Below are 25,092 nucleotides of genomic sequence, written 5' to 3'. Positions count from 1 at the left end.
CTGATTCGCATCGGCCCGGGCCTGTCTCCCCTCAGGGAGCGTCCGGCCGTTGAAGGATTCCCCGCTATGTCTTCCCGGAAGAGCTGTTTCCGTGCCGCGCTCCTGCTCGGTCTGGTGCTCGCGCCCCTCGGTGCGGGGGCCCTGGCCCAGGAGGCGCCCGTGGTCGCGCCCGCGCCCGAGTCGCAGGCCGCGCCCGAGCCTCAGGCCGCGCCCGTCCCCGACGCCGCGCCCGTGCCCCCCGCGGTGCCGTCGGATCTGCCCACCACCGCCCCCCAGGTCCAGCTGGAGCCCGCGCCCGTGGAGACCCCGCGTGAATACGGGGGGCCGGACGAGTGGGCCGACTCCGGCCTGGGCTTCAACCTCTCGAGCCTGGGCACCGAGCGCTTCCAGGGGCGCTTCTACGAGGTGGGCGTCCTGGGCGGCGTGGGCGGCCCGTTGGCCGTCCGGGGCGCGCAGTCCGGGGTGTCCCTGGCCGGGGTGCACATCTTCGAGAACCGCGGCTACGTCACCAAGTTCACCCTGGGCATGCTCGTGGCGCTCGCCGTGGCCGCCGCGGGCAACGAGGTGCACGTGGGCTCCAAGACGGAGCAGTACGGCGGCTACACCGTGCGCACGGACTACTACCGCACGCTCACGCCGGACGAGCAGGCCCGGCGCAACGCCCTGGCGGGAGAGGCCTTCGACGAGGACTACGCCGTGGAGCTGTCCGTGTACGCCCCGCGCATGCCCACCGTGAGCGCGTTGAGTGGCCGGCCGGCCGCCTCGGGCTTCGAGCTGTACATCGGCGGGCCGATGGTGTCCGAGGGCGCGCTGCCCGTCATCTTCCAGTACGGCTTCGCGGCGTCCTACATCGGCGTGAAGGGGGTGGACTTCGCGGCCGGGGAGGGCCCCAACGCCCTGCTGGCGGGCAACGAGGGCCGGGTGCACCGCGAGGACTTCCACTACGCCAACGCGGGCGCCATGGTGCGCCTGACCTTGCCGGTGACGGCCTTCGCCGAGGTGCGGGCCCAGTGGGACATCAACGCCTTGCAGCTGTTCAAGTACGGCGGTGAGAAGGACGCGCGCGTCCAGGAGGGCCGCTACTACACGAGCCCGTTCCGGCTGGGCGCGGTCATCAACGTGTCGGACCGCTTCTACGGCGGCGTGACGGGCGTGCTCAACGGCCTGGGCTGGCATGGCCTGGGCGGGACGGCGGAGCTGGGGGTGCGGCTGTGAGCGCGCGTCTCCACCACCTGGGCCCGTCGCTGCTCGTGCTCGCGCTGGGGCTGCTGCCCGGCGCCTCCCGGGCCGAGGGGTACGATCCCTTCGACGGCTACGGCAACCACAGCCTGCGCCTGGGCCTCACCGGAGACCTGGTGTCGGGCGAGCTGCCGCGCTCGGGCGGCGCCACGTACGTGCAGAAGACACTCATGGCCGAGTTCAACGCGATGGCGTTCTCGGACCCCACGGTCTTCGGCACGCTGCTGGGCGTGGACTTCGATGTCGCGCTCGGCATCCGCGTGGTGGACCGGCCCGAGGGCTTTTCGGGCGCGGAGGAGGCCATCGACGGCGTGAAGGTCGCCGCGCGGATCGACTTCGAGTTCACGTACGACCTGCTGCGCTGGAAGATCCACGCGCTGCGCCAGCGGCTCATCCTGACCGCGGGCGGTGGGGCGGACTACAACTCGCACCCCTGGCAGTTGCTCAACGGCAGCGAGAGCGGCTGGCGCGCCTATCCGCTCATCGGCCTGCACCTGCAGTCGGCCCTGGGCTCGGTGCTGGTGCTGGACGTGGCCTACCGCTACGTGCCCACGCAGTCCAAGGACGACGTGGGCGCCGAGCACCGCGCCGAGGTGGCGCTCGTCATCAAGCCCCTGGTGGTGGGCGTGCAGCTCACCACCACCCGACTGCTCGCGGACCCCAGCGGCCCGCTCGACCAGCGCCAGCTCGGGGCGTTCCTGGCCTGGGCCTTCTAGGCGTCAGCGCGCGGGCGCGAGCGTCCACCGCGAGGAGAAGCGGTGGCCTCCGCCCGCCAGGCCGTCGATCCAGCCGGTGATGGCCTCTCCGCGGTTGAGCAGCGGGCCCAGCTCGATGCCCGCGGTGAAGAGCGCCGCGAGCCGCTGGTCGCCCACCACGTCCATCAGCGACACCTGCTTGAGGCCGTGCGCCACGCGCCGCGGGTCCACGGTGAAGTCCACCGCGTGGGGCACGGGGCCGCCCGTCTCGGGGATGCGGGAGAGGACCGCGTCCGTCAGGGCCTCGTCGTTGCCCAGCACGAGCTGCCGTCCCTTGAGGCGCAGGAAGAGGGTGCCCCCCTTCACGCCCAGGGCGTGTCCGTCCGCGAGCGCCCGCGCCCCGGGGAATCTCGCCAGCGGCGCGAGGGCCTGGGTCATCGCCGCCACGTCCGTCACCTCGGCGGCGAGCGCCGTTCTCGAGGCGAAGAAGCGGCCCTCGGGCGAGCGCATGTCGGGGCGCGAGCGCACGCCGTCCACCGCCACGAGCACCTGCCCGGTGAGGCGCTCGGTCACCGCGCGCGCCACCGAGGCCACCTCGGCCGGGGGACACGTGGTGCACACCTGCTGGACCAGGGCGCGCACGTTGCCCATGGCCGCGGCGATTCCCGCCGGCGCCATCCGGGCGCGCGAGAAGAGCAGGCCCTCGGGCTTGAGGGTGCCGTAGGGGCTCGGGCCCGCGGCGGCGGGGAAGGGGGGCAGGGGCAGCTGCGTGCCGATGCCCTCCACCCGCAACTCCGAGGCCCCTCCGTCCAGCCCCACCACGAGGCCCCGCTTGGGAATGGACACGAAGGCGGCGCCGGCGAGGGGCGCGAGCCGCGCGTCCGGCTTGGGCGTCTGGGTCACCAGCCGCGAGGCCTCCTTGAGGAGCACCTTGCCCTGCCCGTCGTCGACGAAGCCCCCGCCGCCGCTCGCGAAGGCACACGCCTCCTGGCCCTTGAGCGCGTAGCCCGCCTGGCCCCCGGCCTCACGCGGGGCGAGCACCGTGGTGACGCCCGCGGTGGTGGTGGGCTTGAGCTGCAGCGCCTTGCCACTGCCCGCCACGAGCCGCTCGGTGGCCTTCTGCTGGAAGCGCTGGGGGTCGCTCAGGCGGGTGCAGGAGATGCGGCCCGTGGGGCGCAGGGAGAGCGTCACCGCGCCGGCGGGATCGATGCCCAGGGCCTGGAGCGCCTCGGGCTGGCCGGGGGAGAGGGTCAGGTAGGGGTGGAGCTCGGCGAGCCAGGCGTCGGGGCGCAGCAGGGCGGCGTTCTGCCCGGCCTCGGTGAGGAAGGCGGTGAGGCCCTGGAGCGCGTCCAGGCGGGGAATGTGGACGACGGTGTCCGCGCCAGTGGCGGCACGGGGAGACGGGGCGGCGGCGAGCGAGGCCGCGAGGACGAGGGGGAGCATGACCGAGGGAGACCAGTGGACCCGTGGACTGTCAAGGCGGGCGCGGAGGGTCGCTCGGCCCTGGCATAGGCTCGTGTCCGGTACTGAGTGCACTGGGAGCGCGCCCATGACGAAGCGGATGCACGTGCTGTGGCTCGTGGGGCTCGTGTTGCAGGCCGCGTGCGCGACCCCTGTCCCCGTGCGGGGCCGGGTGGTGGACGCCGAGTACGAGGTCGCCCTCCTCGAGTCCGGGCCACGAAAGGCCCCTCCCGTGGCGGTGGCCGAGGCGGAGTTCGCGGAGACGTGGCGTGCGCTCGCGCGGGATCGGCGGGTCGGCGGCACGCCCCAGGAGGAGGCACGACGGGCGCTGGGCCTCGGGTGGGAAGAGGAGTGGCTGGCGGAAGTGGAGGCGGGACGTGTGCTGAGTCTGTCGCCCGTGGAGGAGGCGGCGGCGCTCACTCCGGAAGCCGCGAACCGCTTGCGCGGCCACTACCTGGCGTGGTGCGCGCGGCGGGGCGGCGGGGATTGCCTGGGCCTGTTGGATGACGGGCCGGTGTTGCGAGAGGAGGACCGCCGGACGCTGGCGTTGGCGCTGGCGTTTGGCGAGGTGCTGGAGGAGACGCGGCGGGCACTGGAGCGGGAGGTGAGTGCGCGAGCACTGGTGGCGACGGTGGTGTGGACGGTGGGGCTGTACCTGACGCTGTGGCTGCTGCCCGAGCCGAGCACGAAGGGGGTCGCGGCGAGCGTGACGGTGGTGTTGGTGGGCTGGTTGGGGGTGGACACGGTCTGGGGATTGATGGAGGGCTGGACGCGGCTGTGCGCGCGGGCACGGGCGGCGAGCACGTTCGAGGAACTGCGGGAGGCGGGCGAGGCCTACGCGCGGGTGATGGGGCAGGACACGGCGCGGATGGTGGTGCTGGCGGTGGCGGCGCTGACGGGCCGCGCGGCGGAGGGCGTGGCGGCGAGGGTGCGGGCCTTGCCGGGCTTTCCCCTGGCGCGGGTGGGGTGGGCGGCGGCCCAGGAGGGCGTGGCGGTGGCGGGCCTCGCGGAGGTGGCCCAGGCGGTGGAGTCGGTCGGCGTCGCGGCGCGAGGCGCGCTGGTCGTGGTGTCGCTGAAGGCCGCATCGGGCGGAGGTGCGGCGTCCGGGAGCGGCGGACCGGTGACGGTCATCCGCCACCAGGGAGGCAACCGACAGGTGGTGCTGGGCAATGGGCAGCGCTGGCACCTGCCTCGGGGCAAGTCATCCCAGGACATTCCGGGGGAGGATCGGGCAGGAGACCAGCTCCAGGAGGCCGTCACCCAGGCGGCGCGACAGTGGGGACCCGACAAGCTGTCGCGCAACGAGGATGCCGCGATAAAGAAGGCCCTCAAGGCGGGCGAGTACTGGCTGGCGCGGCTGTTGGAGCGTGAAGCGCGAGGCCGCTTCGTTCACGATGCGGTCAAGAAGCGGTTCGAGGGACGCTTCAAGTTCAATCCGAAAGGAGTGGATGTGCTCGACCCCGCGACGGGTTTCCAATACGAGCTCCTGTCCGGTTCGGAGTCGAATCTGGCGCGGCACGGCAGACGCATGGCGGGAGACTTCTTCAGGATGCTGACTTTTTGAGGTGAACGGCTGTGGATGGGCTCACCAACGTCGTGTGGAAGGACAAGAACCTTCGAGGCGAGCGCCTGGAGCTGACGGACAAGGGGATGCTCTACTTCCTCAGCACGGGCCTCGTGTTGCGTGAGTGCACGGTCGTCTTGAAGGCGTCAGCGAGGAACATCCTCATCAATCAGGCGTCCTTCATCGACTGCGCCTTCGAGGTGAAGCAGGAACTCAAGAACCATCAGGCCTGGGTCTTCGCGTCGCTCAAGGGCTGCCGGTTCACGGGACGCCTGTCGGGGTGTGACTTCGGCCGGTGGCCCGGCTACGCGGACGGCTGGGAGCACGGCGCCATCGAGGACTGTGACTTCTCCGAGGCTCGCCTGGACGGCTGCCGGTTCATGGGCTGCGAGCCCACGTCGTTGAAGTACCCCGGGTGGCCCTGCTTCACGATCCTGGAGCCCCTGCGTGTGGCCGCCGACTTGCGCCGCGCCGAATGGCCGGGGAGCTTTGGCGACATCGTCGTGGACACGCTGCACGAACAGCCCGCGCCCACCCGGGCCCTGACGCTGTTCGCCCCCGCGGAAGCCAAGCGGTTCGACACCACCCCGGAGGCGCTCCGGGCGGTCATCGAGCGGTTCGACTGCATCCTCTATTGAGCCGCCGCCTCAGCCCTCGTGAGGGGTGAGGTGGCGCAGCAGCTCCGCCTCGTCCGTGGAGGCCAGCCGCTCGATGCCGTCGTGCTTGGCGTGGCGCTGGATTTGAAGGATCCCGGCGCTGCTGCGCACGAACACTCCCACCCGGCGAAAGCCCCCCAGCCAGCGGTGCAGCTGCCGCCGGATGGCCACGTCGAACTCGGGATCGTTGCGGCCGGCCACGGCCCTCATGTCCGCGAGCAGCGCGTAGCGCGAGCGGCCCAGCTCGTCCAAGGCATCGCCCAGCTCGTCGAAGATGTCGTCGAGCACGGCGAGGTTCGCGAAGGGCACCTCGCTGCGCACGGTGATGGCGATGCGCTGACGCTCCTCCACGCGCAGGGTGAAGTAGTCGTTGCGGAAGACCTGCCGGGCGGTGGAGAGCGCGCTCATCAGGGGAGGAGGCGCGCGCGGCGGGAGAGAGGCCATGGAATCCGGTCTCGGGGGGGACGGCGTTCGAGCCACCCTCTCATGGCGGGGAGCGGCGAGGGAAGCGCCGCGCACGGGCTTTGGCGGGGACGTGCACTCCCGGACGCCCGGAGCGCCTTCCCTCTCCGGGAATGCTGCCAATCCCCGAGCTGTGCCTTACCTTTCCGCCCCATGACCGTCCCTGCTTCCGACAATCCGTTGCTGCAGACCGAAGGACTTCCGCGGTTCGATCGCATCCGCCCCGAGCACGTCGAGCCGGCCGTGCGCGCGCTCCTGGCGCGCCTCAACGCGGACCTGGACGCGCTGGAGCGCGACGTGCAGCCCACCTGGGCGGGCACCGTGGAGCGCCTGTCCACCCTCACCGAGCCCCTGGGCCTCGCCTGGGGCGTCATCAACCACCTCATGGGCGTGCAGAACAGCGCCGAGCTGCGCGAGGCGCACGCCGCCGTCGAGGGCGACGTGGTGGAGACCTTCATGCGCGTGGGCCAGAGCGTGCCGCTCTACCGGGCCTACAAGACGCTGCGCGAGGGCGGCGAGTGGGCCCGGCTGGAGGAGGCCCAGCAGCGCGTGGTGGAGGCCACCCTCCGGGACATGGACCTGTCCGGCGTGGGTCTGGAGGGCGCCGCGCTCACGCGCTTCCAGGCCATCGAGCGCGAGCTGGCCGAGCTGTCCACGCGCTTCGCCAACAACGTCATCGACTCCACCAAGGCGTGGTCCATGACTCTCACCCAGCCGGAGGAGGTGGCGGGCCTGCCGCCCAGCGCGCTCGCCATGGCGGCCCAGGCGGCCCAGCAGGGTCTGCCCGAGGGCGCGCCCGCGCCCACCCCCGAGGCGGGCCCCTGGCGCATCACCCTGGACGCGCCCAGCTTCGGCCCCTTCCTGGAGCACTCGCGCCGCCCGGAGCTGCGCGAGAAGGTCTACCGCGCCTACGTCACCCGCGCCTCCTCGGGCCCGGCGGACAACACGCCGCTCATCGAGCGCATCCTCGCCCTGCGGGACGAGAAGGCGAAGCTGCTCGGCCATGGCTCCTTCGCCGAGGTGAGCCTCGCGGCCAAGATGGCGCCCGGCGTGCAGGCCGTGGAGCAACTGCTGGGCGAGCTGCGCGGCGCCGCGCGGGCGCGGGCCCAGGGCGAGCTGGACGAGCTGACGGCGTTCGCGCGCAAGCAGTCGGGGGACGCCGGGCTGAAGCTCGAGCTGTGGGACATGGCCTTCTGGGCCGAGCGCCTGCGCGAGGAGCGCTACGCCTATACGGACGAGGAGCTGCGCCCCTACTTCGCCCTGCCGCGCGTGCTGGAGGGCCTGTTCGACACGGCCCGGCGCCTCTTTGGCGTCACGGTGCGCGCCGCGGACGGCGAGGCGCCGGTGTGGGACCCGAGCGTGCGCTTCTTCCGCATGGCGGACGAGTCCGGCAAGGACATCGCCGCGTTCTACCTGGACCCCTACAGCCGACCGGCCACCAAGCGGGGCGGGGCGTGGATGAACGGCGCGCTCGACCGCAAGCGCCTGCCGGACGGGAGCCTGCGGCTGCCGGTGGCCTACCTCGTGTGCAACGACACGCCGCCGGTGGGGGACAAGCCCGCGCTGCTCACCTTCCGTGAAGTGGAGACGCTCTTCCACGAGTTCGGCCACGGCCTGCAGCACATGCTCACGCGCGTGGACTACCCCGAGGCCGCCGGCATCAACAACGTGGAGTGGGACGCGGTGGAGCTGCCCAGCCAGTTCATGGAGAACTGGTGCTTCCACGAGGAGACGCTCTCGCGCCTGGCGCGGCACGTGGACACGGGCGAGCCCCTGCCGCGCGCGCTCCAGGAGAAGATCCGCGCCGGGCGCATCTACCGCGCCGCCTCCATGACGCTGCGGCAGGTGTACTTCGCCACGCTGGACCTGGAGCTGCACCACCGCCACACGGGCGGCGACGTGGCGGAGACCCAGCGGCGCGTGGCCCGGGACAACACGGTGGTGGCCCCGCTGCCCGAGGACCGCTTCCTCTGCGCCTTCACCCACATCTTCGCGGGGGGCTACGCCGCCGGCTACTACAGCTACAAGTGGGCCGAGGTGCTCTCCGCGGATGCCTTCTCCGCCTTCGAGGAGGCGGGCCTCGGCGACGAGCGGGCCGTGGAGTCGACGGGGCGGCGCTTCCGGGACACGGTGCTCGCGCTGGGCGGCAGCCGCCATCCGCTGGTGGTGTTCAAGCAGTTCCGCGGCCGTGAGCCCAGCACCCAGCCCCTGCTCCAGCAGACGGGCCTGGTGGAGCAGCGGCCCCGGGCCTGAGCCCGTGGCTCAGCCGGGCTTGGGCCCTCGCACGCGCCGCTCTTCCTCCAGGCGCTCGAGGGCCCAGGCCTCGGCGCTGTTCCAGTCCGGGACGATGACCACCGGCAGGGGCACGCGCTTGAAGTACATGATGGCGCTCACCGACAGTCTCACCAGGGGCGAGGTGATGATGTTGGCCGAGCCGATGATGAGCTCGCGCACCTGCTGCTCGCGCTCCTCGAACCACTCCACCTGCCGCCAGCGTTGATCCAGCGGCACCATGCTCACCCGGCTCAGGTCCACGATGAGCACGAAGCGCTCGCCCCGATCCAACTGGCGGCCGAAGGCGGCGAGGCAGTCCTCGTACGCGCGCGAGGCCAGCGTGCCGGGCAGCCGCAGCTGGAGCAGAGGCCAGCGCGAGTCATCGAAGAGGTCCGGGGAGGGCGGCTGCATGGCGTGGGTATACGACGAGGAGGCACGGGGAGATTCGCCCCGGGGCCATTCTGACAGCCCCGGGGAAACGTGCTATGCCCCCGCGCCCCCGGCGGCGCGACGCGCGCCGGTGGGTTGGAGCCGTCGCGATGGATTCACGCAGAACCGAGGGATTTGTCTACCTGGCGGGCTTTGGCGCCTCGATTCCTCTCTCCAACTGGATGCTGGGCCACGTGGGCCTCGCGTGCTCGGACATGGGGCCCTGCCTGCTGCCCGTGGGGCCCGGCCTGATGGCGCCCAGCGGCGTGCTCATCGTGGGGCTGGCCTTCGTGCTGCGCGACCTCGTGCAGCGCCGCCTGGGCAAGGGCTGGACCTTGCTGGCCATCCTCGCGGGCGCGCTCCTGTCGGCGCTGCTCGCCCCGCCGGCGCTGGTGCTCGCCTCGGGCGGCGCCTTCGCCGTGTCGGAGCTGGCCGACTTCGCCGTCTACACCCCGCTGCAGAAGCGCGGCCTGGTGCTGGCGGTGCTCGCCAGCAGCCTGGTGGGCCTCGTGGTGGACAGCGTGCTGTTCCTGCAACTGGCCTTTGGGGGGTTGGACTTCCTCGCGGGGCAGGTGGTGGGCAAGGCGTGGATGGTGGGCCTGTCCCTGCCGTTCATCGCCTGGCTGCGCCGACGCGATGAGCGCCTGGGCATCCAGCTGGCTTGAGCTCCACGGACACGCGGACGCGCGCTCGGCCGCCAGGTCGCTCTCTCCGAGGAGAAACGGAAAATCCCCCGCCATCGCGGGCGCATCTTTCCGCCGGTGATGCGTCATGTTCACCGCCGACGCTCCTGAAGTCGGAGGATGCGAAGGGACGTGCGCGGCATGCATTAGAGTGCGGTGAGCATGCCCCCGCTGAGCCCGTCAGAAGTCCGCGCGCAGGATCGGATTCCCCCCGTGCGTCCGGCGTCCAATCATCTCCCCTCGTCGCCCCTGGCGACGTGCGTGGTGTGGATTTCCCTGCCCACGCATGGGGATGAACTCAACGGCAAGGCGCTCTGCGAGCGCATCCGTCAGTTCGTGCGCGCGCACCACTCGGGCACCTTCTGCTTCGTGCTCGAGGGCGCGGAGATGGTGAACGCGCGCATCGGTTTCGCCAACGCCTTCAAGGAGCTGGACCGGGAGCTGGGCGGCCGCATGGAGGTGGTGTGTGCCATTCCCGCGCCCATCCCCCGGATGATGGCCTACACGGTGGCGACCATGGCCCAGGCCCCCTGGAGCATCTTCCGCACGCGCCCGGAGTTGGAGCTGCACCTGCGCATGCGCGGCTATGCCGGAGACGAGGGCGGTGCGCCGGGCGGACGGCCTCCCCACCTGCGCTTGCACAACCACGTCTGAGCCGGGCCCCGGACGCGGAGTCAATTCCTGGCACTTCCTATTTCCTCGCAATCCAGGTACTTTGGGCTCTTCTGGGTTCAAGGACTCGGAGCACCGGTGCGTCGCGCCGGTTGGGGGGAAGACACATGCTGATGAATCTGATGAGTCTGCGCAGGCAGACCTGGGGTGACGTGCAAGCGCGGTTGAGGCATCTGCCGAGGAACCCGTTGCGCGGCCTCCTGGCGGACGTCCCCGAGCTGGCGAGCCCCACTCCGCGAGACGCACCCGTGGTGGACACCGAGCGGGTGACGGCGTTCCGGCGCGCCATCGAGCGCTACGTGGGCCCGGAGCAGACGGTGGTGGACGTGGGCACGGGCAATGGCTTGCGCGCCATGCTCGCGGCGCGGTGCCAGCCGGGTAAGCTGTACGCGGTGGATGCGTCGCGCAACCTGGACACGGCGCAATGGGTGGCATGCCGCAACGGCTTCACGGACATTGAATTCGTCCGCGCGGACATCTCCCGCTTTCAGCCCTCCGAGCGGGTGGACGTGTTGCTACACGAGCAGGTGGGTGATGGCATCTTCGACACGGGGCTGATTCCGAAGCTGCTGGACGCGCGGGATCGGCTGCTCGCGCCGGGGGGCCGCATCCTGCCCAACCGCTTCGACATCTTCTTCGAGCCGGTGCAACTGCGCGAGGAGGCGCGGGTGCCCTTCATCTGGGACCAGCGCCTGCCGGACGTGGACTTCAGCTGCCTGCAGATCCTGCGGGACACGTTGGATCCGGCGTACTTCACCCGCCTCATCCGGCCGCAGGACGTGGAGCGCTCGTTGTGCGAGGCCCAGCCCGCCTTCACGCTGGACCTGGAGACGCTCAAGGCCGGCGCGCTGCCCAAGCGCCTGTCGCTGGAGCGCTCCGTCGAGCGCGCGGGCCGCATGGACGGCCTGTGCCTCTTCTACCGGGCCCACTTCGACGCCACGCTCTCCTATGACACCGTCCCCGAGCGGCCCCGCGCGTGCGCGCCGGTGATGTTGCTGCGCACGGATTGTCGGGAGTTCACGCGCCGGGACACGCTGCGCGTGGAGCTGTCCCTGCCGGACCTGGCGGACATCACCACCTGGCGATGGAACGTCGCCTGAGTCCGTGGGCGCGAGTGCCCGCTACGTGACGCTCCTCGGGGGGGACGTGTTGCCAGCGCGGCGGGACGTCACCACATGGCGGGGGAACTCCCTCGCGAGGTACGTCCCCTGACCGCTCCCCGATTCGTCGCCTTCCTGCTGCTCGTGTCCACGTCCGCCGGGGCCCAGGCGCCCGCGGTGACCCAGGGGGCCGGCACCCCCCGCGAGATGGCGGGCCGCTGTGGCTCGGCCAACTGGGCCTGCGTGGCGCGCTGCATCGACGTGGCGTGCGTGGACGCATGCCTCGCCAAGGGGTGCCAGGAGGCGCTGGACAAGCTGGCGGGCTGCGCCGACGCGAGCGGCTGCGGCGCGGACGACTCCGCGTGCGTGGCCCGGGCGTGTGACACCCAGTGCGGCCGCTCCTTCGAGCCCGCGCCGCCCAGCCCCGTGAAGGAGACGCCCGACCCGTGCGAGGACGGCTCGGTGGCCTCGAGCAAGGTCCCCAAGAAGATGGTGGGGGACTGGTCCCTGGAGGCCGCGAGCGTGCGGCCCGAGGAGAAGTCCAAGGTCGTCGTCAACGAGGACCAGCGGGACGTCAAGCCGCGCGCCGACTTCGACCGCGCGCTGGTGGTGTCGCCCAATGGCTGCTTCCTGTTGCGCACCCGGCTGGAGAGCGCCACGCTGGGCAAGGGCAACAGCCTGGAGGTCCGCTCCTGGGGCACGCTCCAGGTGAACGAGAAGAAGGACACGGTGGAACTGCGCACGACGTCCGGACAAGCGGTGGGCACCATCTGCGGCAAGCCGCGCGTCATCGCCCTGTCCAAGGGCTCGTCCCAGCGCCCCGCCTACACCTACGAGCTGGACGGCGACACGCTCGGGCTCACGGCCCAGACGAAGTCCAAGCAGACCTTCCAGTTCCGCCGTCAGCCGCTGAAGAAAGACGAGTAGCCCCGTATGTCCGAGCGGATGAACCCCGTGGACGCGGCGTGGCTCCAGATGGAGGAGCCCACGAGTCTCATGGTCATCACCGCGGTGCTCTGGTTCGACACGCCCCTGGAGTGGGCGCGTCTGGTGCAACGGGTGCGCGAGCGGCTCGTGGAGCCTCATCCGCGCTTCCGCCAGCGGGTGGTGCCCGGGGGCGTGTGGAGCGCGCCGCGCTGGGAGGACGTGCCGGACTTCGCGCTCGAGGCCCATCTGCGGCGCACGCGGCTGGAGGCCCCGGGCGGCCCGGAGGCCCTGGCGCCCCGGGTGGGCGAGTCCATGAGCACGCCGCTCGACCCCGCGCGCCCGCTGTGGGAGCTGCACCTGTTCGACGGGTATGCCTCGGGCAGCGCGCTGCTCGTGCGGGTGCACCACGCCATCGCGGACGGCATCGCGCTCGGGCGGGTGCTCATGTCCCTGACGGACGCGAGCGCGGACGGGGCCCGGCGGCCTCCGGACTTCGAGGAGCCCACGCCCGGGCCGGGGACGTGGGGCCGGCTGTGGCGCGGCGCGCTCAAGGTGGCCGACTCCACCCAGGCCGCCTGGAAGCGGGGCGGGGAGCTGTGGGCCGAGCCCATCCAGCTCATGGACCTGGCGGTGGAGGGCGCGCGCGGGGCGTCGGCCGTCAGCCGGCTGCTGACGCTGCCGAGGGATCCCCCCTCGCCCTTCACGGGGCGGCTCGGCCGAGCCAAGCGCGTGGCATGGTCCCGGCCGGTGCCCCTGGAGCAGGTGCGCGAGATTGGCCATGGCACGGGCAGCACGGCCAACGACGTGCTGATGGCGGTGGTGGCGGGCGCCCTGCGCCGCTACATGCGCGCGCGCGGCGTGCCCACCCAGGATTTGAGGGCCGTGGTGCCGGTGAACCTGCGCTCGCTCCACGAGCCCCTGCCGCGCACGCTCGGCAACCGCTTCGGCATGGTGTTCCTGCCCTTGCCGGTGGGCGAGGAGGACGCCGTGGCGCGGCTGTGGGAGCTCAAGCGGCGCATGGACGCGCTCAAGCGCTCGCCGGAGGCGGCCCTGGTGTTCGGCCTGCTGAGCGCGGCGGGCCTGGCGCCCGCGGCGGTGGAGCGCGCGGCGGTGGACGTCATGCGACGCAAGTCCTCGCTCGTGCTCACCCACGTGCCTGGCCCCAAGCGGCCCGTGTACCTCGCGGGCGCGCGGTTGTCGGGCATGGCCTTCTGGGTGCCCATGGCGGGGCGGCTGGGCCTGGGCCTGAGCCTCTTCAGCTACGCGGGCCACATGACGCTGGGCGTGGCGGCGGACGCGGGGCTCGTGCCCGAGCCGGAGGCGTTCATCGCGGACTTCGAGGCGGAGCTCGAGGCGCTGGCCCAGGCGGTGCGTGACGCGCACGCCCCCGCCGACTCCTGAGCCGCCGGGCGCGGGCTACCGGCCGCGCTTGCGCGGGGGAGGGGCCTTCTCCTGGCGCCCGCGGGTGCGCAGGGGCGCGTCGTGCTCGGGGCGCGCCACTTCCTGGTTCAGCTTGTGGAAGGCCTCCAGCCGCTCGGCGGGCAGGGTGCCCATGCGCACCGCCTCGCGCACGGCGCAGCCCGGCTCGCGCTCGTGCCGGCAGTCACTGAAGCGGCAGCCCGTGGCCAGGGCCTCGATGTCCGTGAACGTCGCGCGCAGGCCCTCCTCGTTCTCCATCACGCCCAGCTCGCGCATGCCGGGCGTGTCGATGACGAGGCCGCCGCCGGGCAGGATGAACAGCTCGCGGTGCGTGGTGGTGTGCCGGCCCTTGTCGTCCTCGCTCACCTCGCGCACTTCCTGGCGGGCACTGCCGAGCAGCCGGTTGATGAGCGTGGACTTGCCCACGCCGGACGAGCCGATGAGCGCCACCGTCTGGCCCGGGCCGAGGTAGGGCGCGAGCGCGTCCAGGCCCTCGCCCGTCACGGCGCTCACGGTGTGCACGGGCACGTCCTGGGCGAGCGCGGCGATGCGCTCGCGCTCGCGCGGCGCGTCCTCGCTCAAGTCCGACTTGGTGAGCAGCACCACGGGCCGGGCGCCGCTGTCCCACGCCACCGTGAGGTAGCGCTCGAGCCGCCGCGGGTTGAGATCCTTGGTGAGCGCGGACACGAGGAAGACGCCGTCCAGGTTGGCGGCGACCACCTGCTCCTCGGCGGTGCGGCCCGCGGCCTTGCGCGTGAGCTGGGTGCGCCGGGGGAGCACGGACTGGATGACGGTGGTGCCTTCCTGGGCGCGCGGCTCGAAGGACACCCAGTCGCCCACCACGGGCCGGGCCGAGTCGCCCTTGCGGATGGCCATGCGCAGCTTGCCGGGGATGGTGGCGCGCAGCTCTCCGTCCGTCGTGCCGAGCAGGTACTCGACGCCATAGTCCGCGGTGATGCGCGCGGGCTGCTCGCCCGGACCCGCCTGGACGCGCCACGCCTCGCGAAACGGCGCGCCCCAGCCCCACTTCTCCAACACCCGCTCATCCATGCCGAGGGCTCATTGAATCTCCATGCGACGGGGAGGGCCCTAGACGAGCCCGTACTCCTCCAGCTTGTTGTACAGGGTCCGGCGGCTGATGCCGAGCAGTCGCGCGGCCAGGGTGCGGTTGTCCCCGGCGCTCTTGAGCGCGTCCACCAGGGCCTGGCGCTCCGTCTCCTTGCGCTGGGACTCCAGGGTGCGTCCCTCGCTCGCGCCCGGGGCCGCCGTCGGGCCGCCCGGCACCGGGGTGAGGGCGGGGGCGGGCAGCAGGGGGATGATGCCCGGCTGCCGCTCGAGCTCGCGCCGCACCTCGTCGCCGGTGAGCAGGGGCCCGTCGGAGAGCACCACCAGCCGCTCGATGAAGTTCTGCAACTGGCGCACGTTGCCGGGCCAGGGCTGGGCGCACAGGGTGGCCAGGCCCTCCGGCGTGAGGGTGAAGGCGGGCCGGCCATTGGCGCGCGCGTGCACGTCGAGGAAGTGGCGCGCGAGCGGCTCGATGTCCTCGGGCCGGGCGCGCAGGGGCGGCAGCCACACCGGCACCACGTTGAGCCGGTAGAAGAGATCCTCGCGGAAGGTGCCCTCGCGCACCAGCGTCTCCAGGTCCCGGTGCGTGGCCGCCACGAAGCGCACGTCCACCTTGAGCGTCTGCGTGCCGCCGAGCCGCTCGAACTCGCGCTCCTGCAGCAGGCGCAAGAGCTTCACCTGCACCTGGGGGGTGATGTCGCCGATCTCGTCGAGGAAGAGCGTGCCGCCGTGGGCCAGCTCCACGCGGCCGGGCTTGCGCGTGGCCGCGCCAGTGAAGGCGCCCTTCTCGTAGCCGAACAGCTCGCTCTCCAAGAGCGTGTCGGGCAGGGCCGCGCAGTGCAGCTTCACGAAGGGGCCGGCGTGGCGGGGGCTCGCGTCGTGCACGGCCTTGGCGGCCAGCTCCTTGCCCGTGCCGGACTCGCCGCGCAAGAGCACCGTGGCCGTGCCCGCCGCCGCGCGCGCGAGCAGGGCCTGGACGCTGGACATGGCGGAGCTGCGGCCCACGAAGCTCCCGGCGTCCTTGCCCACGGGGGGGCGGGAGGCCTCGGGCTGCTGGGCGCGCAGGAGCGCCTTGCGGATGCTGAAGAGGATCTCCTCGCGATCGAAGGGCTTGAGGGCGAAGTCCGTCGCGCCCGCCTTCATGGCCTCCACGGCCAGGGGCACGGTGCCATGGGCGGTCAGGAGGATGACGGGCAGGTCGGGCCAGGAGCGGCCCACCTCGGCGAGCAGCTCCAGGCCGCTCATGCCGGGCATGCGCACGTCACTCACCACCACGTCGATGGGCTTGCGGCCCAGCAGGGCGAGCGCCTCGTCTCCCCGGGAGGCCGTGTGCACCGACAGGCCCGCTTGTCCCAGCAGCGCGCCGAGCACCTTGGCCACGGCCGGGTCGTCATCCACCAACAACACACTGCCCTTCAACGGCTCGGCCAAGGTGCTCTCGTCTCCTGGAACGGGTCGCCCATCCTACTCCGGCCGGACCCGGGGCGTCAGCGCCAGGGCCGCTCGGGGGACGGCCGAGCGGGCCTCATGGGGACGGGGGACTACCGCTCCGGGCCGGGACCGGAGACGGGCAGCCGCAAGGTCACCGTGGTGCCGCGTCCCTCGTGGCTCGTGAGTTTCACCCGGCCGCCATGGGACTCCACTACCCGCCGCACGAAGGCCAGTCCCAGCCCGCTGCCCGTGGCCTTGGTGGTGTAGAAGTCGTCGAATGCCCGCTCGCGGGTGCGCGCGTTCATGCCCTCGCCCGTGTCCTCCACGCCGAGCACCACGCTGCGCACCTCCCGCCGCGTGCGCACGGTGAGCGTGCCTCCATTCGGCATGGCCTCCAGGGCGTTGCGCACCAGGTTCTCCACCGCGTTGACCAGCAGATCCCAGTCTCCCGCGCAGGGCAGCGCCCCCGGCGCCAGCTCCTGGCGCAGCTCCACCCCGGGCCTTCCCGTGAGGCCTTGCAGCGACAGCACGCTCGTGGCCAGTTGGTTCAGGTCCACCGGCTGCATCAGGGGCTCCACCCGCCCGAGCCGCTGGTAGGTGTCCACCACCCGATCCAACCGCTCCACCTGCTCGAGCAGCAGGTCGAGGAACTCGCCCTTGTCGTCCCACGGCTGGCCCCGGGCGTGCTCCTCCTGGAGGTACTGGGTGGCGCCCTTGAGCGCGGCGATGGGGTTCTTCAGGTCATGCGCCATCTGCGCGGAGAAGCGCCCCAGGGTGGCCATCTGCGTGAGCCGCTCGCGCTGGGCCACGAAGGCGGACACGCCCCGGCGGGTGATGCCCAGCAGCGCGAGCGTGATGGCGACCGTGCCCACCACGAGCGCGCCCCGCCGCTCGGCGAAGGCGCGGAACACGCCCAGGTAGGACAGGACCCCGATGAGCGACAGGAGCAGCGCGTACGCGGCGTGGACGTTGGTCAGCTCCTGGCCGAAGAGCCGCAAGCGCAGCGCCACCACCGCGATGGCGGGCAGGCCGAGCAGCGTGCCCAGGCCCCCCAGGCGCGGCACGTTGCCACCCAGCTCCGCCGCCACGTCCGTGCCGAAGAGCACCACCAGCAGCGCCAGGCCCGTGAGCAAGAGCCGCGTGCGCATGCGCTCGATGGCGCGCGGCTCGCGGCGCAGGTGCCGCCCGAGCAGCCAGAACGCCGTGCCCAGCACGGGCAGGAACAGGCCCACCAGCACCCAGGTGAAGCCCCGCGAGGTGACGCTCGCCGCCACGCGCTCGGCGCCCAGCCCCCCGAGCGCCACGAGCGACAGGGCGCCGAACAGCCCATACGTGGCGTACATCACCCCGGACAGTCGGCGCCGCTCGCCCACGAACGACAGCAGGAAGTGCAGCAGGGGCGGGGCGCTCATCATCGTCGACATCGTGGCGATGAGCCGCCAGCCCGCGCCGCCCGAGCGCACCAGGGCGAAGTCGGCGAAGTTCCACGTGGACAGGGTGATGCAGAGCACCGCGAGCGGGAGCGCCAGGGGGCTGCGGCCCACGCGCACCAGGGCCAGCACGGCCAGCGCCAGCAGGCCCGCACAGGCCCCGAGGCTCAGCCACGCCTGGGTCGTCATGACGGAGCGTCTCCCTCGCGGCCTAGAGCAGGGTCAGTCGGCGCGAGCGCCCGGGGTCCGCCGCCACGGCTTCCCAGCGGCGCACGGCCGCCTCGCGCTCGGGCTCGGGTGCGTCGGCGTAGTAGCCGAGTGTGTCGTTGAGGGCCCGGCTCAGCTCCTCGATGGAGGTCAGGCGCACGTCGAGCTCCGGGTGCCGCAGCGCCGTCACGAGCCAGTCCGCGCGGCGGCGCGCGCGGTTGTCCGCCCACCAGGTCATCCAGGCCCGGGCGTCCAGCCCCAGCGACACCCGCGTCAGCTCGCGCAGCGCATCCGCGGCGGCCTGGGCGCACAGGGGATCGCTCGTGCCCGTGAGCGGGATGAGGCTCTCGATGGACTCGCGATCGTGCAGCGTGCCCAGGGCGCGCGCGGCGAGCGAGCGGCGCAGCGGATCGCGGTGCTGGAGCTCCTGGCGCAGCTCCCGACGTGCCGCGTCCAGGCGAGGCAGGTGCTTGAGCGCGGCGGCGGCGGCGCGCGCGGCGCTGGACAGGTCCGGCTCGGCGTCGAAGAGGCCGCGCAGGATGCCGTCCACCAGCTCCACGTAGGGCAGGTTGCCCGCGGTGAGCAGGGCGAAGTAGCGCGTGTCCGAGTCGGGCGAGTCCAACAGCGGCGCCAGGGCCTGGGCCGCGGGCCGACCGAGCCGCGACAGGGCGCCGGCGATGGGGCCGAGCTCGTCCGCCTCGGGCAGCTCCAGCACGGGCAGCCGGCTCCAGGCGGAAGGGCCGGGAAAGTGCGTGACGAGCACCCGGGCGCTGGCCTCGGGCGAGCGTGCCAGCTCCGCCATGGCGCTCGCGCGCTGGTTGGCGTCCGGGCCGGTGAGGCGCTTGATGAGGGGGCCGAAGTCCGGGGGCGGGCGCTCCTCCTGGGACATGACCAGGGGCGCGAGCGAGGCGGCGCGGCCCATCGCGCCCGAGGAGCGGGTGGCGAAGGGGCTCCAGCCCAGGCCCGCGGCGAGCGACGGCTGCGGGGCGGGAGCGGCGGGCTCGTCCAGCTCCACGTCCACGTCCACGTCGAAGCTCATGCCGCTGCCGCGCTGCGGCGCCTGGCGCTGTTTGCGAAAGAGCAGCAGCTCCTGGAAGGCGGCGGGCAGCTCCTGGCAGAAGAGGAGGTAGTCGGACAGTCGCCGCTGGCTGATGGGCTTCTGGCCGCAGTCGCCGTAGAGCACCGCCACGAGCCGGCCGCGCACCTCCACCGGGTAGAGGAAGAGGGTGCGCGGCGGCTGACGGCCGAACAGCTCCAGGTAGTGCCGGGTGAGGCTGTCGGGGGGCACGGGGCCCGCGTAGCTGCCCCGGGTGACGGCCACGGTGCGAAAGACACTGCTGGCGTCGAGCGGGATGGACACCTGCGCGAGCGACTCCGCCGGGAGCCCCTCGCCTCGCGCGTCCCAGCCCACCGCCGCGCCGCGCATCACCGCGAAGGCGGCCACGTAGTCGAAGGTGCGGCGGCCAAAGCGCAGGGCCGTGTCGATGAGCCGATCCCGCTCGCGCGTGGCGTCCTTGAGGGCGGCCCGGGCCTGCACGAGCGTCCAGTCGGGCACGTCATCGCTCGCGGCCCGGGGGGCCTCGGCCTCCGGCGCGCGGGCCTCGACCGGCGCGGGCGCGGGGCGCGGGGGCGCGGGTGGGGGCGCCACGGGCGCGGCGGCCACCGGGGCCGGAGGCGGCGCGGGCGCGGGCGGAGGGGGCCGGGGGGCCACGGGCGCGGGCGCCTGGGGCGCGGGCCGGGCCTGCGGCGGCTGGGCCGGGGGCGGAGGCTGAGCGGGCGGCGGAGGCTGGGCCGGGGGCGGGGGCCGCGGCGCGGGCTCGGCCATGTTCAGCCGCAGGGGCTCACGGGCGGGCGCGGACGCGGGAGGCGGCGCGGCGGGCGGGGCCGCGGGGGCGGGCGGGCGCGCGGCGGTGGGGGCGGGCGGGCGCGCGGCGGGCGCCGGACGCGGGGGGGGCGGGGCCGCGGGGGCCGGGGGGGCCGCGGGCTTGGCCGTGCGCTCGAGCGACACGGGCTCGGCGGCCACGTTGCGCGCGAGCCGCTCCACCATCTCCACGGTGAGGGTGGACTCCTCGGGTTGCGGCGGCGGCGGCGGCCGGGGCGCGGGAGGCGGCGCGGAAGGTGCGGGGGCGGACGGTGCGGGCGCGACAGGTGCTGGCGCGGAAGGGGGCGGCGGGGCCCCGGCGCCCATGCGCTCGGGATCGAGCAGGGCGAGCACCGCGCTCTGGCGCGGCGAGAGCGGCAGCCGGTAGATGACGGAGATCCACTCGCGCACCCGCACCTCGGTGGCCACCCACAGCTCCAGGGGCTTGCCGAGCAGGAAGCCCACTTCCTCCAGCTCCTTGCGAGGCACCGGGTAGCCGCAGGCCACGTGCAGGGTGGTGCCATCGAGCGACAGGGGCACCACGCACAGCCGGTCGGCGATCTTCGGGGGGATGAAGGAGGCGACGTCCGCGTTGGGCTCGAAGTCGGCCAGGTTCACCGGCCGCAGTCCCGATGCCTCCCCGAGTGCGTGCAGCACCTGGGGCTCGGTGAGCATGCGCCGCTCGAGCAGGGCCGTGTCGAGGGCACCCCCTTGAGCCGCCTGATGGCGCAAGGCTTCCTCGGCCTTGTCCTGGGGAAGGAGGCCCTGCGTGATCAGGGTCTGGGCGAGATGGGCAGGCATGGGGGCGAGGCATCTTAAGGCCGTGGCAGGCGGGCACAATGAATCCGCGCAATGAATCCTTCGCCGCCGTCCGCCCGGCCCCCCTTCGGGCACTTCCGCCCGGGTCCGGACACAACCCGTCGTCGGGCCTCCTTTCCCATTGCCCGGCGGGCGGCGCGCGGCGACAGTCCGGGCGGCTCCTTTCCATGACCGCCCCGTCCGACATTCAAGTGGCCCTGGAGGCCGAGATCTCCCGTCTGCGGGGGCTGTTGCAGCAGGCGGGGCTCGACGCCGAGGGCCAGGCCCTGGCCTCCGCGCCCTCGCCACTCGAGCCGGCCCGCTTGCTGCGTCTGGCCCAGGGGGCGGGGGGCATCGGGGTGTTCTCGCTGGAGCTGGCGACCGGGTTGATGACCGTCACGCCGGCGTACTGCGAGCTGTTCGGACTCGACCCGGTGGAGGTCCTTCCCGCCGAGCGGATCGAGGCCCTCCTGCTCGCGGACGACCCCTCCGAGTCCCCGCTGGAGCGCCGGTCGCGGCCGCAGCGCGGCTTGAGCACCGAGTTCCGCATCCGCCATGCGCGCACCGGGGCCCCGCGCTGGATCTCCCGCCGGGCCGAGTATGTCCGGGACGAGCAGGGGCGGCCGGTGCGGCTCATCGGCGTCGTGCAGGACATCACCGAGCGCCGGCGCATCGAGGACGCGCTGCGGGATGCCAACGAGCGCATGCAGCTCGCGCTCAACTCGGACGTGGTGATGGGCACCTGGGTGTGGAACATCCCGGAGGACCAGCTCATCGCGGACGCGCGCTTCGCCCAGGCGCTGGGGCTCGACGTCCAGGAGGCGGCGCGGGGCCTGCCGCTCGAGGCGTTCGTGCGCGCCATCCACCCGGACGACCGCCCCCGGGTCGAGGCGATGATCGCCAAGACGGTGCGGCTGGGCAGCCCCTACCGCGCCGAGTACCGCGTGCTGCACGCCCAGTGGGGCTACCGGTGGATCGAGGCCAGTGGCCACTGCGAGCTGTCCGCCGAGGGGCAGCCGCGGCGCTTTCCCGGCGTGTTGATCGACATCCACGATCGCAAGGAAGGCGAGCTGCGGCTGGCGGCGCTCGTGGAGGTGGGCGACCGGCTGCGCGACCTGGAGACGACCTTCGCCATCGCCAGCACGGCCATGGACGTGGTGGGCCCGCTGATGGGCTGCATCCGGGCGGCCTACGGGACCATCGACAGCCCGCGCCGGGTCATCGAGGTCCAGCGCGACTGGGTGGCGCGTCCCGACGTGCTCAGCGTGGCGGGCCGGCACTCCTTCGATGACTACGGCGTGCACCTGGAGGACCTCAAGCGCGGGGAGACGGTGGTCATCCCCGACGTGGAGAAGGATCCGCGCACGGCGCCCCACGCGGCCAACTTCGTGGCGCTCGGGGTCCGCTCGCTGCTCAACGTGCCCCTGATGGAGCACGGGCGGCTCGTGGCGGTGCTGCTGCTGCACGACACGCGCGTGCGCGACTGGAGCGAGGACGAGATCGACTTCCTGCGCAACATCGCCGATCGGGTCTGGGCGACGAGCGAGCGCTTCCGGGTGCTGGCGGAGCTGCGCCGGGCCAACGAGGACCTGGAGCTGCGGGTGGCCCAGCGCACGCGCGAGCGGGACCGCGTGTGGAAGATCTCCCAGGAACTCCTGGGGGTGATGGACACCGGCGGGCGGCTGCTCAGCGTGAACCCCGCGTGGAGCGCGGTGCTGGGCTGGCGCGAGGACGAGCTGGTGAGGGGGACCCTGGACTGGCTGGAGGCCGAGGGCCACGCGGCCATGCGGGCGGAGCTGGCCCGGCTCACCGCGGCGGACGCCACGCGGCGCTTCGAGACGCCGCTCAAGCACAAGAACGGCTCGGTGCGGCACCTGTCCTGGACGGCGGTGCTGGTGCCCGAGGAGGGCCTGGTCTACGGCGTGGGCCGGGACGTGACGGAGCAGCGCCGCGTGGAGGAGGAGCTGCGCCAGTCCCAGAAGATGGAGGCGGTGGGCAAGCTGACCGGCGGCGTGGCGCACGACTTCAACAACCTGCTCCAGGTCATCTCCGGCAACCTCCAGCTGCTCCAGCGCGACGTGGCGAGCAACGAGCGCGCCCAGCGCCGCGTGAACAACGCCATCGGCTCGGTGAACCGGGGCGCCAAGCTCGCCTCCCAGTTGCTCGCCTTCGCCCGGCGCCAGCCCCTGCGGCCCCTGGTGCTGGACCTGGGTGGCCTGGTGCGCGGCATGGATGATCTGCTGCGCCGCTCGCTCGGCGAGGACGTGCGGGTGGAGGCCATCATCGCCGGGGGGCTGTGGAACACGTTCATCGACCCCAACCAGATGGAGAACGTCCTGCTCAACCTGGCCATCAACGCGCGCGACGCGATGGCGGGCAGCGGCACGCTCACGCTGATGGCGGACAACGTCGTGCTGGGGGAGGAGTACGTGCGGCTGCACCCGGAGGTGGCCCCGGGCGCCTACGTGATGCTGTCCGTGACGGACACGGGCAGTGGCATGTCCCCGGAGGTGATGGAGCGCGCCTTCGAGCCCTTCTTCACCACCAAGCCCGAGGGCCGGGGCACGGGCCTGGGCCTGAGCATGGTGTACGGCTTCGTCAAGCAGAGCGGCGGCCACGTGGAGCTGCGCAGCGAGCTGGGACGCGGCACCACCTTCAAGCTGTACCTGCCGCGCACCGAGCAGGAGCAGGCCGTCCAGCCCGAGGTGCTCTCGGGTCCGGTGGAAGGCGGCTCCGAGACCATCCTCGTGGTGGAGGACGACATGGCGGTGCGCGCCACCACCGTGGACATCCTCTCGGACCTGGGCTACCGCGTGCTCAAGGCCGTGGACGGCCAGAGCGCCCTGTCACTGCTGACGCGCGGCGATCCGGTGGACCTGCTCTTCACCGACGTGGTGATGCCCGGCCCGGTGCGCAGCCCGGAGCTCGCCCGTCAGGCCCAGGCCTTGTTGCCGGACCTGGAGGTGCTCTTCACCTCCGGCTACACCGAGGACGCCATCGTGCACGGGGGCCGGTTGGACCCGGGCGTCCACCTGCTGAGCAAGCCCTACCGGAGCGAGGATCTGGCGCGCAAGGTGCGGCAGCTGCTCGACCAGCGCGACCAGAAGCGCGCCGCGCGCGTGCCCACCCCACCCGAGTCCCGACGCGCGCCGGACAAGACGCGGCGCCTGCGGGTGCTGCTGGTGGAGGACGACGAGGACATCCGCTCCTCGGCCTACGAGCTGCTGGGCCTGCTCGGCCATGACGTGGTGGCGGTGGCCAGCGCCGAGGAGGCCAGCGAGGTGCTGGCGGTGGACGCCTTCGAGCTGCTCTTCACGGACGTGACCCTGCCGGGCCGCTCTGGCGTGGAGCTCGCGCGGGACGCGGTCCGGCTCCGGCCGGGGCTGCGGGTGCTCATCGCCTCGGGACATGCCAGCGCGGCGCTGCCCCCGGAGGATGCGCTGCGCATGGGCGCCGTCCTCCTGCCCAAGCCCTACGCCCTGCTCCAACTGCAGAAGGCCCTGGAGCAGGTGGCCGCCTCGCTCTAGCTCGGCCGCACCACGTAGGTGGACGTCAGCTTGTCGTGCAGCGTCTGGCCTCGCCGGTCGAAGAGGGCCATCCAGAAGCCGGCGAGGAAGAAGCCGAAGGACACACACGCGAGCAGGGCGCGGACGATGGCCCGGCCCGGCGCCGGGGCCATGCCCCGGGTGTCCACGAGCTTGAGGCCCAGCACCCACCGGCCCAGGGTCCGGCCATTCCAGAGGAAGGCCGCCACGGCGCAGTACACGAGCGAGAGCACGACGAGCAGCGCGGCGCCGGGAATGAGCACGGCCTGGAGCGCGCGGACCTGGACGAGGAACGCATCGAGCCCGGTGAGGTTCGTCTGGGCCTTGTGCACGCCCGCCACCGACGAGGCGAGCAGCAGGTAGAGCGCGACGATGCCCGCGATGGCGCCCGTGTCGATGCTGAAGGCCAGCAGGCGGCGCCAGAGCGAGGCCGGGCGTGCATGAACCTCACCCGCGGCGGCGGGCATGGGCGGTGCCACGGGCTTCGCGCGGGCGGGCGCGGGGGCCGCGATGGGCACGGGGGCCGGGGCCGCGACGGGAACCGGGGCGGGCACGGGTCGCACGGGCGCGGCGGTGTTCACGGGCAGGGTCTCGGGTGCTTCCTCGTCGACGTCGACGGAGAAGGACGCGTCCTCGGCCTCCGACGCGGCGACAGGCGGCGCGACGGGAGCCGGAGCGGGACGCGGCGGCATGACGGGCAGTCCCGGCGTGCCGGGGGGACGCGCGGCGGCGGGCGGCGGAGCGGCACGGGGAGCCGGCGCGGAGACCCCGGGCCGAGCGACCGCGGTGGGCGGCATGGGCGAGTGGGGCGTCGGCGGAGCGGCGAGGGCCTGGGGCGCGGCGGCCGGAGGCGGCCTCGGCGCGGCGACCACGGGGGCCACGTTGCGCACGGTGGGCGGAGGCGCGGCGGTGGGCCGCTGCGCGGGCGCCATGCCGGGCGGCGTGGCGGGCCGGGCGATCATCCCCGGGGGCAGGGCGGGCTCCGAGGGCAGCGTGGCGGGGTCCTCCTCCCGCTGCGCGCGTCGGCGGTCGATGTGGATGTCCTTATCCAACATGGCGGGCACGGCCCGGCTGGCGGGTGGGAGCGCGGCGGCGGCGCAGGCGGGGCACTCCCCCACGGGCGGCAGCGAGGCTCCGCACTTCAGGCACTTGGACAACGGTTCCTCCAGGCTGA

19 protein-coding genes are annotated in these 25,092 nt (G+C 73.1%); 11 read left to right on the top strand and 8 right to left on the bottom strand.

Annotated elements, in window-relative coordinates; all coding sequences use genetic code 11:
- Nucleotides 1-66 precede the first annotated feature (66 nt).
- Both I3V78_RS35935 and I3V78_RS35930 read left to right on the top strand, forming a co-directional pair.
- Complete coding sequence (locus tag I3V78_RS35935) at nucleotides 67-1,215, top strand: hypothetical protein (protein WP_204495045.1); 1,149 nt, start codon at nucleotides 67-69, stop codon at nucleotides 1,213-1,215.
- On the top strand, nucleotides 1,212-1,955 hold the full coding sequence (locus I3V78_RS35930) for a hypothetical protein (protein ID WP_204495043.1): 744 nt from the start codon (nucleotides 1,212-1,214) through the stop codon (nucleotides 1,953-1,955). The genes I3V78_RS35935 and I3V78_RS35930 overlap by 4 nt, the downstream gene beginning before the upstream one ends.
- A gap of 3 nt (nucleotides 1,956-1,958) precedes the next feature.
- On the opposite strand, the gene I3V78_RS35925 is transcribed toward I3V78_RS35930, so the two are convergent.
- Complete coding sequence (locus I3V78_RS35925; RefSeq protein ID WP_204495041.1) at nucleotides 1,959-3,377, bottom strand: hypothetical protein; 1,419 nt, start codon at nucleotides 3,375-3,377, stop codon at nucleotides 1,959-1,961.
- A 106-nt stretch (nucleotides 3,378-3,483) separates the two neighbouring features.
- Here I3V78_RS35925 and sitA5 point away from each other — a divergent pair, with 106 nt between their 5' ends.
- Together sitA5 and I3V78_RS35915 are read left to right on the top strand one after the other, a co-directional pair.
- A complete protein-coding gene (gene sitA5 / locus I3V78_RS40030; protein ID WP_275583520.1) occupies nucleotides 3,484-4,959 on the top strand; it encodes a SitA5 family polymorphic toxin in 1,476 nt (491 codons plus the stop codon).
- A gap of 11 nt (nucleotides 4,960-4,970) precedes the next feature.
- Nucleotides 4,971-5,597 (top strand): pentapeptide repeat-containing protein, encoded by a 627-nt coding sequence (locus tag I3V78_RS35915; protein WP_204495039.1) that lies wholly within the window; start codon nucleotides 4,971-4,973, stop codon nucleotides 5,595-5,597.
- Between the two features lie 9 nt (nucleotides 5,598-5,606).
- Here I3V78_RS35915 and I3V78_RS35910 read toward each other — a convergent pair whose 3' ends face one another.
- On the bottom strand, nucleotides 5,607-6,059 hold the full coding sequence (locus tag I3V78_RS35910; RefSeq protein ID WP_204495037.1) for a hypothetical protein: 453 nt from the start codon (nucleotides 6,057-6,059) through the stop codon (nucleotides 5,607-5,609).
- Nucleotides 6,060-6,257: 198 nt separating this feature from the next.
- Between I3V78_RS35910 and I3V78_RS35905 the strand changes: the two genes are divergently transcribed.
- Entirely contained in the window at nucleotides 6,258-8,330 is a 2,073-nt protein-coding gene (locus I3V78_RS35905; RefSeq protein ID WP_239576911.1) for a M3 family metallopeptidase, read from the top strand.
- 9 nt (nucleotides 8,331-8,339) lie between these two features.
- On the opposite strand, the gene I3V78_RS35900 is transcribed toward I3V78_RS35905, so the two are convergent.
- Nucleotides 8,340-8,762 carry a hypothetical protein gene (locus I3V78_RS35900; RefSeq protein ID WP_204495034.1) on the bottom strand — a complete coding sequence of 141 codons (423 nt, stop codon included), beginning with the start codon at nucleotides 8,760-8,762 and terminating at the stop codon, nucleotides 8,340-8,342.
- 128 nt (nucleotides 8,763-8,890) lie between these two features.
- On the opposite strand from I3V78_RS35900, the gene I3V78_RS35895 reads away from it, so the two are divergent.
- The 5 genes from I3V78_RS35895 (at nucleotide 8,891) to I3V78_RS35875 (ending at nucleotide 13,563) form a co-directional block, all read left to right on the top strand.
- Nucleotides 8,891-9,445, top strand: coding sequence for a VUT family protein (locus tag I3V78_RS35895; RefSeq protein WP_204495032.1), 555 nt, complete (start codon nucleotides 8,891-8,893; stop codon nucleotides 9,443-9,445).
- Nucleotides 9,446-9,625: 180 nt separating this feature from the next.
- Nucleotides 9,626-10,117 carry a hypothetical protein gene (locus tag I3V78_RS35890; protein ID WP_204495031.1) on the top strand — a complete coding sequence of 164 codons (492 nt, stop codon included), beginning with the start codon at nucleotides 9,626-9,628 and terminating at the stop codon, nucleotides 10,115-10,117.
- Between the two features lie 131 nt (nucleotides 10,118-10,248).
- Nucleotides 10,249-11,235 (top strand): methyltransferase domain-containing protein, encoded by a 987-nt coding sequence (locus I3V78_RS35885; protein WP_239576909.1) that lies wholly within the window; start codon nucleotides 10,249-10,251, stop codon nucleotides 11,233-11,235.
- A gap of 75 nt (nucleotides 11,236-11,310) precedes the next feature.
- Nucleotides 11,311-12,162 (top strand): hypothetical protein, encoded by an 852-nt coding sequence (locus tag I3V78_RS35880; protein WP_239576907.1) that lies wholly within the window; start codon nucleotides 11,311-11,313, stop codon nucleotides 12,160-12,162.
- Between the two features lie 6 nt (nucleotides 12,163-12,168).
- Nucleotides 12,169-13,563 carry a WS/DGAT/MGAT family O-acyltransferase gene (locus tag I3V78_RS35875; protein ID WP_204495029.1) on the top strand — a complete coding sequence of 465 codons (1,395 nt, stop codon included), beginning with the start codon at nucleotides 12,169-12,171 and terminating at the stop codon, nucleotides 13,561-13,563.
- Between the two features lie 15 nt (nucleotides 13,564-13,578).
- Here I3V78_RS35875 and rsgA read toward each other — a convergent pair whose 3' ends face one another.
- The 4 genes from rsgA to I3V78_RS35855 all read right to left on the bottom strand — a co-directional run bounded on the left by rsgA (nucleotide 13,579) and on the right by I3V78_RS35855 (nucleotide 20,376).
- On the bottom strand, nucleotides 13,579-14,631 hold the full coding sequence (gene rsgA / locus I3V78_RS35870) for a ribosome small subunit-dependent GTPase A (RefSeq protein ID WP_204495027.1): 1,053 nt from the start codon (nucleotides 14,629-14,631) through the stop codon (nucleotides 13,579-13,581).
- 39 nt (nucleotides 14,632-14,670) lie between these two features.
- Nucleotides 14,671-16,077 carry a sigma-54-dependent transcriptional regulator gene (locus I3V78_RS35865; RefSeq protein WP_204495025.1) on the bottom strand — a complete coding sequence of 469 codons (1,407 nt, stop codon included), beginning with the start codon at nucleotides 16,075-16,077 and terminating at the stop codon, nucleotides 14,671-14,673.
- Nucleotides 16,078-16,187: 110 nt separating this feature from the next.
- Nucleotides 16,188-17,696, bottom strand: coding sequence for a sensor histidine kinase (locus I3V78_RS35860; protein ID WP_204495023.1), 1,509 nt, complete (start codon nucleotides 17,694-17,696; stop codon nucleotides 16,188-16,190).
- Nucleotides 17,697-17,718: 22 nt separating this feature from the next.
- The gene (locus tag I3V78_RS35855) at nucleotides 17,719-20,376 is read right to left on the bottom strand and encodes a GspE/PulE/PilB domain-containing protein (protein ID WP_204495021.1); all 2,658 of its coding nucleotides are present in this window, start codon (nucleotides 20,374-20,376) and stop codon (nucleotides 17,719-17,721) included.
- A gap of 185 nt (nucleotides 20,377-20,561) precedes the next feature.
- On the opposite strand from I3V78_RS35855, the gene I3V78_RS35850 reads away from it, so the two are divergent.
- Nucleotides 20,562-23,900 (top strand): PAS domain-containing protein, encoded by a 3,339-nt coding sequence (locus I3V78_RS35850; protein ID WP_204495019.1) that lies wholly within the window; start codon nucleotides 20,562-20,564, stop codon nucleotides 23,898-23,900.
- Here the strand turns inward: I3V78_RS35850 and I3V78_RS35845 are convergent.
- On the bottom strand, nucleotides 23,897-25,075 hold the full coding sequence (locus I3V78_RS35845; RefSeq protein ID WP_239576905.1) for an RDD family protein: 1,179 nt from the start codon (nucleotides 25,073-25,075) through the stop codon (nucleotides 23,897-23,899). The two genes, I3V78_RS35850 and I3V78_RS35845, sit on opposite strands and share 4 nt — an antisense overlap.
- Nucleotides 25,076-25,092 lie beyond the last annotated feature (17 nt).

Source organism: Archangium primigenium, from assembly GCF_016904885.1.
Lineage (GTDB): Bacteria > Myxococcota > Myxococcia > Myxococcales > Myxococcaceae > Cystobacter > Cystobacter primigenius.
The sequence above is the reverse complement of the archived record's forward strand: the minus strand, read 5'-3'. Positions and strand labels throughout refer to the sequence as shown.